We start from the raw sequence: 8,840 nt of genomic DNA on the forward strand, positions 1-8,840 counted from the left end.
AGCGAGTCTTCAGGTACAGGGATAGTCTCAATCATGATCATTGATTGATATGGACGGCAAATTGGCAGGAGCAGGCATGACATTTGGCGTCATGGACATCAGGCAATCCACGGAAGCGATGGAAGATCAGTGGCTGAATTCGCTTGCCGCTCGCAGCGCGCAATCTGCCGGACGAGTCAAGCCAGAAACCCATTGCCACATTCGCACCGCCTTCCAGCGGGATCGCGATCGCATTTTGCATTCTAAAGCCTTTCGACGCCTGAAGCATAAAACCCAGATGTTTATTGCACCCACCGGCGATCATTACCGAACCCGGCTCACCCACACCCTGGAAGTCTCTCAGGTATCCCGCACCATTGCCAGGGCCTTGCGATTAAACGAAGACCTGACCGAAAGCATTGCCTTGGCCCATGATTTGGGGCATCCACCCTTTGGGCACACCGGCGAATATATCCTGAATGAATTGTCGCCCTTTGGCTATCACCATCAACAGCAAGGGCTGCGTGTGGTGACCGTGCTGGAAAACCTGAACCTAACCCGTGAAGTGCTGGATGGCATGGAAGGTTTAACCGAAGAAAAGCCTCAATTTTTAACACTGGAAGCCCAGATTGTGGATATCGCCGACCGCATGACCTACCTGCATCACGATGTAGAGGACGCTCGCCGGGCCGGGATTATGCGGGATGAGGACTTACCCCAAAATGTGCTGGGCATCTTGGGCCAAACCCGCCAGGAGCGACTGGATCGCATGGTCATGGATTTGGTGCGAACCAGTTTGACTACGATGGAAAGCGACCAGCCTCTGATCGCCCTTTCTCCCCCCATTTGGGACGCCATGATGACTTTGCGCCAGTGGATGTTTGACCATATTTATCTGGCCCCGCAGCGAATGGAGCAGACCGATAACGTGCGCCGTATGCTGTCGGCCCTGTACAAGTTTTATTTCAAGCACCCGGAAGCGCTTAGCGAAAATTTACCGCAAGACGACCCGCTGGAGCGGCGGGTTTTGGACTATATTTCTGGCATGACGGACCGCTTTGCCATTGAAGCGTATCAAAATTTCCTGCTGCCTCAGGCTTACCGGGCTTTTAGCGTCAACATGTTTTCCGGGGAGCTGTCCCCGTGAGTCGTCTTACCTTTGCTGAAGCTGCCGAGCGGGTAAAAAGCGGTCTGGATATCATTGATGTAATCCAGCGGCACGTTATCCTGAAAAAAACGGGCCGTAGTTACGCGGGCAAATGCCCGTTCCACAATGACAAAAGCCCCTCCATGAACGTCAGTCGGGAAAAGGGCATTTTTAAATGCTTCTCCTGCGGGGTGGGGGGCGATTCGCTGACCTTCCTGATGAAGATTGAGAACAAAACCTTTGGTGAAATCATTCGGGATTTAGCCCAAGAGCAAAGCATTGACATTCAATATGAAGGCCAGCAAGCGGAAGTTGCTCAAACCCAGAGAGATGCTCGCCAAAAAATTGTGGATTTAAACGAAGCAGCCAGCCAATGGTTTGGCCAACAGCTCCAAGCGCCGGCCGCTCAGCCGGTTTTGCAGTATCTAGCCGGGCGCTATACCAACCCCGATGATTGCCAGCAGGCCATTTCGGCCTTTCAATTGGGTTACGCCCCGCCCGGCTGGGAAAATCTGACCCCTCATCTCAAAAGCAAGTTTGATTTCGCGCAAGCCAATCCCGATTTATTAAATACCGCAGGCCTTTCCAACACCCGAGATCACGGCCAAGGGCAATATGACCGCTTTCGTCATCGACTGATCATTCCCATTCTGGATGACAAGGGGCAGGTAGTGGCCTTTGGCGGTCGGGCGCTATCCGAAGAAGACAAGCCCAAGTATTTGAATTCGCCGGAAACGGTGCTGTATAAAAAAAGCAATATTCTGTACGGCTTTCATCAGGCCAAGGACAGTATTCGCCAAAGCCGTTCCGCCATTTTGATGGAAGGCTATTTTGATGTGATTACCGCCCACCTGAACGGGATTACCGAGGCGGTAGGCTCCTGCGGCACGGCCATGACCGATAGCCACTTGAAGCTATTAAGCCGCTTCGGGGCCGAAACCGTGTTTCTGGCCTTTGATTCGGATGAAGCGGGACTCAAGGCGGCTTTAAGCGCCATTCACTTAATAGAACCCTATATGAGCAGTACCGAGCTGCAAGTAAAAGTGCTGATTGTACCCAATGGCAAGGACCCCGATGATTTTATCCGCCAACAGGGCGGCGAGGCGTTCAGAACCCTGATTCAAAATGCCACGCACTATATGGCCTTCAAGTTTGATATGGCCATTCGGGATCTGGATTTTCATCAGGCCGAAGGGAGAATTCAGGCGGCCAATCGCTTAACGCCCCTGCTGGCGTCCATTGCAAGGCCAGCCACCCGCTCAGAGTATCTGAAACTGTATGCCGAAAAAATCGGGCTGGCGGAAGAAGCTTTAACGCTAGAAGTAAAGCGGTATGAGCAAGCTCGAAACCCCCATTACGGCAAAATCGCCGGAAACTTTCAAAAACAGGATCGAAAAAAAGCAATTTCAAAAGGGGGTTGGACTTCATTCAAAAGAAGCGAAACCATCGTAACCGAAAACGTTTCTGATCTTCACTCGCAGCTTACCTCCCGCCAGGTGAGCGTGGAAAAAAACCTGCTGAAGCTTGCCCTGTACTCAACTGAAAGTTTTGCCACCATGATGAGTTTATTCTATGCTCAGGCACCTTTTGCTTTTGATGATCCCATTCATCAGGAAATTCTAATGGGTCTGCAAAACGCTGGCATAGCGCAGAGCGAAGCAAAGATTGATCCATCGGATAATGGCTTCCCGGGAACTTTGATTGAAAAAATGAATCACTTATACTTGGACCAACCAGACGTTTTACACACATTTGCCGAGCTGGCCCTAATGGCTGAGTCTTTCGGTGAATCTTTCGACTTGGGTGAAATCAAGGGTTCAGTTTTAACAGAGAAAATCACGAATCTGGCAAAAGAACAGCTCACTCTGCTTGCCAATTGTCAACGACTCAGGCAGCTTCAAGCCCTGAAAGCGGACGCATCCCGCAATGACGGCAATCAGGTGGAGTTAACTTACCAGTTTCAGGATAGGTTAATCACCAACACCGGCCCGCCCCGGACCCAGAACAGTTCCGGCTAATTGCCCTGGTGTTTGTCAAAACCGGTTTTATAAAACGTAATATCAACGCAATAAGGGATGGATACCAACCATGACCAAACGCAGATCCTCAAAAAAGAGCGAAGACTCCTTGTTGGCCATGATCAACAAGACCGAGCGAGGGCGCGACGAACGCAGCGGTGTTGATGAAATTCTCTCCGTGGATGATGGCTCGTCCGACCAGATTGGCTCTTTGTTTAGCGATTCCAGCAGTGGCAGCGGCGCAGTGGCTTTGCTTTCCAGCGGCGACGACGAGCAGGAAGAAGTTACCTACAACGTAGAAACCCGTGGCCTGACCCTGGATGATCCAGTACGGATGTACCTGCGGGAAATTGGCCGTATTCCGTTGTTAACCGGCGATGAAGAAATTGAACTGGCCCGACAAATCGTGGCTGGCGGAGAATCCGGCGCCCGTGCCAAGCAAAAACTGGTGCAAGCCAACTTGCGTTTGGTAGTCAGTATCGCTAAAAAATATGTAGGCCGGGGCATGTTGTTCCTGGACTTAATTCAGGAAGGCAACCTGGGCTTGATTCGGGCCGCTGAAAAATTCGATCACGAGCGTGGTTATAAATTCTCTACCTATGCCACCTGGTGGATTCGTCAGGCCATTACCCGTGCCATTGCCGATCAGGCCCGCACCATTCGTATTCCGGTTCACATGGTGGAAACCATCAACAAACTGAAAAAAATCACCCGTAAACTGGCTCAGGAACTCAGTCGTAAGCCCACCGAAGAAGAACTGGCAACGGCCATGCTGATTACGGTTCCCAAGCTGCGGGATATCATCAAGGTGGCCCAGGAGCCTTTGTCTCTGGAAACCCCCATTGGGAAAGAAGAAGACTCCCGCCTGGGTGATTTCATTGAAGATCGGGAAGCCAAAGCCCCCGCCACCACCGTGGCTCATGAACTATTGCGGGAAGACCTGACTGAAGTTCTCAGCAGCCTTTCTCCCCGTGAGCGTGATGTGCTTCGCCTACGCTTTGGACTGGATGACGGTAGACAGCGTACTTTGGAAGAAGTGGGCCAGTTGTTTGGTGTTACCCGTGAGCGGATTCGTCAGATTGAGGCCAAGGCGCTTCGCAAACTGCGCCACCCCAACCGCAGCCGCCGTTTGAAAGAGTATATTGAATAAACACCACCCTAAATTAGACTCATTCTTATTTAGGAATCGTTCTAAAACAAGAATAGTTCTAAGATAAGTTTGATGCTTGTTTAACGTTCAGTTTAAAAAAGCCTCCCTTTTTTCGGGAGGCTTTTTTTATTAGCCCAAATGGTCGTAAATACTAAACAACGGCAGATAAATGGACAAGGCCACAAAGCCTACTACAGCACCAATTACCAGCAACATAATCGGCTCCATCAAGGTGGTTAAAATCCCCACTCGGTGACTCACCTCCTCTTCTAGATAATCGTAAGAGGCTTCCAGCATTTTTTCCAGATCCCCGGACTCTTCCCCGGTGGAGATCATCAGCATAACAATATCCGGCACGTAGCCCGTATTGGCCAGAGAAATAGCCAAACGCTGACCCGTCTGGATTTGCACGTTTACCTGCTTAAAGGCGGCCTTGATTTGGGTGTGGGTCAAGGTTTCCGTAGAAAGAGACAAGGCATCTGTAATGGGCAATCCGGCCCCAAAGGCGATAAACAGGGTAGAAACAAAGTGGGAGCTTTGAATATGCTTAATTAAATCTCCCAGCACCGGTAATTTAATATAAATTTGGTCTGTAATGGTTTTTCCGGTGGGACTGCTTAAAAACTTATAAGCCCCAAACAAAACGCCACCCAGCAGCGGAAAAGTAACAAACCAGTAGCTGCGTAAAGCAAAGCTGATGCCCATCATCACCTGGGTGATAAACGGCAATGGTACGTTCATTTGCTTGTAAATATCAGAAAAAGTAGGCAGTACCAGCAGAAACATAATTAACAGAACCAGCGACAAAATCACCACCACAATAATGGGATAGATAGAGGCCGAAATGATCTTCATCTTCAGCGCCTCGGCCTTCATCAGCATGTCGGTCAGACGGCTCATGGTCTGATCCAGTTCCCCGCTGCGTTCCCCGGCTTTTGTGACGTTGACATACACATCGTCAAATACTTTTTTATGCTTGCCCAAAGCCTGACTAAGTGAATAACCCGCTAAAATATCCTGTCGAATGCGGGCCACAATTTTTCGAAACCGAGGGTTGGAGGCATAATTTTCGTAATACATTAAGGCCTCAGTAACCGGGATACCAGCCCGAATCATCATGCCCATATTTCGGGTAAAGGCAATTTTATCTTTGGAGCTAATGCCCATAAAACCCTGAATCAGCTCCACCAGAAAATTATTTTTCTTCCCACCCTTGGTATCGCTGGAAATAACCGCAATTTTGGTGGGTATCAAATTCTGCTCTCGCAGCAGTTCCCGAGCCTCTTTTTCGGTGGCCGCGGAAATGACGCCATTGGCGCGTGTACGGTCACTGATTTTCATTGCCTCATACTGGAAAGAAGCCATACGCTACTGCCCTCCCAGATTCACACCCAGCACCCGGATGACCTCTTCTACAGTAGTAACGCCGTTCAAAACCTTGGCACGACCGTTCATACCCAAACTCTTCATACCGGCTGCCACAGCGGCATCCTCAATTTCCAAATCCGAATGGCTATCGTTAATTAACTGGCGAATTTCACGATCTACAATCAAAATTTCATAAACCCCGCTTCGTCCCGCATAGCCAGAATTCATGCACAGTTCGCACCCTTTGCCCTTGTACAACATCAATGTCTCCACACGTTTGGCTTCTTCCGCAGAGGGAAATAAAAGCGCTTTCTCCGCGCTACTGGCCTCATAAGCGGTTTTGCAATAAGGACATATATTTCGGACCAGCCGCTGAGCCAAAACACCCACCAAGGCGGACCCGATCAAATTAGAAGCGGCCCCCATCTCGATCATTCGGGTAATGGTGGCAGCGGTCGTATTACTGTGAATGGTACTAAAAACAAGGTGGCCGGTTAAAGCCGCGTGAACCGCCGCCTCCAGGGTTTCATAGTCCCGAATTTCACCCACCATAATCACATCGGGATCCTGACGTAGCAAGGCCCGCATACTGCTGGCAAACGTGTAATCCGCCTTAGGATTTACCTGAGACTGGTTCAACCCTTCAATTTGTAATTCCACCGGATCTTCCACGGTGCAGATATTACGAATATCATCGTTAATGCGCTGCAATACCGTATACAACGTGGTGGTTTTACCAGAACCGGTAGGGCCACAAACCAGAATGATGCCATAAGGAGACTTGTACAAGTACTCCAGCTTGCGGATGTCTTCCTCATCAAAACCCAGCGCCTTAAAATCACTAATATTTTTAGAGGGCCGCAAAATCCGGATTACAATTTTTTCCCGGTTATCGCTTACAGGTAAAGTATTAACCCGCAAGTTATATTCGGAACCCTTGTACTTAATGGTAATCCGACCATCCTGAGGACGACGATGCTCAGCAATATCCATACGGGCCATAACCTTAATGCGGGTTACAAAACTGGCTTCCATATTTTGCGGCACATCTAAAATGGTTCGCAAAATACCATCCACCCGAAAGCGCACCAAATACTTTTTAGGCCGGGGTTCAATATGAATATCACTGGCGTTCCGCTCAATGCCTTCTTCAATAATAGAGTTCACCAGCTTGATTAATGGGTTACTGGCATCGGTTAGCTCAGCGTCTCGCTGCTGCTTGATGGTGTCCAGTTCTTTGTTCTGTTCCCGAAGCTGGCCCGAAAAACTGGAAATTTCTTCTTTTAAAGAAGAGGTGGAAGATTCCGCCATATTTTTATTGCAGAATTCCAGAAATTCAATACTGGTAGTAACAGCAACCAGTGGACGCATGCCGGTAATAAAGGTAATCTCGTCAATAATTTCACGGTTGCCCGGATTAACCATGGCCACCACCAAACGCCCTCGTTCCTTGGCGATAGGCACCACCTGCTTGTCTCGAATAAACTCATCGGGGAGCAAGCTCATTAATTCTGGATTCAGGGGCATTTTTACAATATTGGCGTACTTCAATCCGTACTGAACAGCCAAGGCCTGCCCCAATTGTTCGGTGGTTATTTTTCCAGCCTTGACCAAAACCAGGCCAATAAATTGGCCCGACTGCTTGGCTTCCGTGAGGGCATGGGATAAATCCTGCTCGTTAATCAGCCCCGATTCTTGCAGAATTTCTCCAATACGCCGACGCGCCGGACGACTTGCCGCCGCCGCCGGAGGAACCGTATCTGTCAAATTTTTCTCTTCAAGGCTCATTAATTATAGATACCAATAGGCCAGTCACCAGTATAATTTCGGTCAAACATCAGCCGAACTGAAACATTGATTCCTAATTTTTCAAAATCTCATCCATTAATTCTAAAAGCTGGGGTTTTTGAGATGGCTTTTGATAGACTCTACTTTCTTTTTGAACAGGCTTTGCCATCGATTTATCCCCTTTCAGCGTGTCCACACTGGGGGAAGAAATGGCTGGTATGGCCAGCATAATTTGCGGGGTTTTCAAAGCGTCTTTGGCCGGTAACCCTTGGTTAGAAGATTGTTCTAAGTGAACAGAGGGCCCCTCTTTGATATGACTTTTCATGGGCATCAAAGGCCCATCAACGGGTGTGCTATTACCCGACTGCGGCCCAATAAACCTGGGCAGGGAAACCGGCTGCAAACCACCCTGTCCCTGATTCAGGTTTCGATTTTTACCGGTTGCCGAATCCTGAAAATAACTCACCGCATTTTCTTTTAAAATGTGAGGGGTTACCATCAGCACCAGCTCGGTTTTATCCTTGTTATTGGTGTTGGTGGAACGAAACATGGCGCTGACAATGGGCAACTTGGACAAGCCCGGTATTCTGCTAATATCCGTTTGGGCCGTTTCTCGTAATAACCCGCCAATCACCAGTGTTTCCCCGTCCATGACCCGAACCCCGGAAAGGTTCATGCTACGGGTGGCCAGCAATACCGTAGAGGCAACCGTTCCATTCCCGTCATTGGCAGTCACCGTTCGCACCGGCTGAGTTACATTGGGCTGCAAATTCAGCACCACCGAACCATCATTGAAAATTTGAGGCGTTAGCTCCAGCGTGACACCCGCATCCTGCGTGGTAATGCTGGTCGTAATGGTTTGTACCGCATTAACGATGGTATTGGACTGACTAATGGTCGGTACCTGATCGGTAATACTGATACTGGCCGAGGTATTATCCATGGTCACAATGGTGGGGTTGGCCAGAATTTTACCCCTCAGATTCTGGTTTTGAAAACTGAGTGAAGCGCCACTGGTAAAAGTCTCTGGACGAGGCAATTGAAACTTGGGCTTGGCGAATGGGTTGGCCAAATCCAGCACATTCAGGCTGGTTCCGCCAGCAAATGTTTGTAAGCGCCCAATACGACCAAAATTAAAATTACCCCAGTCAGGTATCAGTGTTTTTAAAGTGGAATCCTGAATTTCCACCAGAGAGACCTCAATGGCCACTTGCGGACGCCGAACATCCACCTGCTCAATCACAGAGTCAATCAAAGCCAATTGTTCTTCGGTGGCCAAAACCGTTAGCGTTGCCGAGACAGGTTCAGCAATAAAGGTGACCCCACCAATACTAAAAGTCGCTAAGCCACCACCAGCACCACCGGCCATTCCGCCACCAGCGCCGCCAGC

Annotated in this window: 6 protein-coding genes; 3 read left to right on the top strand and 3 right to left on the bottom strand. The window is 49.3% G+C overall.

What is annotated here, in order from left to right:
• The first annotated feature begins 76 nt into the window (after positions 1 to 76).
• The 3 genes from ACEW81_RS08175 (at position 77) to rpoD (ending at position 4,294) form a co-directional block, all read left to right on the top strand.
• On the top strand, positions 77 to 1,126 hold the full coding sequence (locus ACEW81_RS08175; protein ID WP_373532480.1) for a deoxyguanosinetriphosphate triphosphohydrolase: 1,050 nt from the start codon (positions 77 to 79) through the stop codon (positions 1,124 to 1,126).
• Positions 1,123 to 3,144, top strand: coding sequence for a DNA primase (dnaG, locus tag ACEW81_RS08180; protein WP_373532481.1), 2,022 nt, complete (start codon positions 1,123 to 1,125; stop codon positions 3,142 to 3,144). The genes ACEW81_RS08175 and dnaG overlap by 4 nt, the downstream gene beginning before the upstream one ends.
• Before the next feature lie 70 nt (positions 3,145 to 3,214).
• The gene (gene rpoD / locus ACEW81_RS08185) at positions 3,215 to 4,294 is read left to right on the top strand and encodes an RNA polymerase sigma factor RpoD (protein WP_373532482.1); all 1,080 of its coding nucleotides are present in this window, start codon (positions 3,215 to 3,217) and stop codon (positions 4,292 to 4,294) included.
• Between the two features lie 129 nt (positions 4,295 to 4,423).
• Here rpoD and ACEW81_RS08190 read toward each other — a convergent pair whose 3' ends face one another.
• From ACEW81_RS08190 to ACEW81_RS08200, 3 genes are all read right to left on the bottom strand, one after another.
• A complete protein-coding gene (locus tag ACEW81_RS08190) occupies positions 4,424 to 5,659 on the bottom strand; it encodes a type II secretion system F family protein (RefSeq protein WP_373532483.1) in 1,236 nt (411 codons plus the stop codon).
• A 3-nt stretch (positions 5,660 to 5,662) separates the two neighbouring features.
• On the bottom strand, positions 5,663 to 7,429 hold the full coding sequence (locus tag ACEW81_RS08195) for a GspE/PulE family protein (RefSeq protein WP_373532484.1): 1,767 nt from the start codon (positions 7,427 to 7,429) through the stop codon (positions 5,663 to 5,665).
• Between the two features lie 94 nt (positions 7,430 to 7,523).
• On the bottom strand, positions 7,524 to 8,840 hold a 1,317-nt coding region (locus ACEW81_RS08200; protein WP_373532485.1), incomplete at its 5' end, for a type II secretion system protein GspD.

The organism is Vampirovibrio sp. (assembly GCF_041737375.1).
Lineage (GTDB): Bacteria > Cyanobacteriota > Vampirovibrionia > Vampirovibrionales > Vampirovibrionaceae > Vampirovibrio.

Coding starts and splice junctions, on each gene's coding strand:
- ACEW81_RS08175 (WP_373532480.1), top strand. CDS start 77: ATGACATTTGGCGTCATGGACATCAGGCAATCCACGGAAGCGATGGAA.
- rpoD (WP_373532482.1), top strand. CDS start 3,215: ATGACCAAACGCAGATCCTCAAAAAAGAGCGAAGACTCCTTGTTGGCC.
- ACEW81_RS08190 (WP_373532483.1), bottom strand. CDS start 5,659: ATGGCTTCTTTCCAGTATGAGGCAATGAAAATCAGTGACCGTACACGC.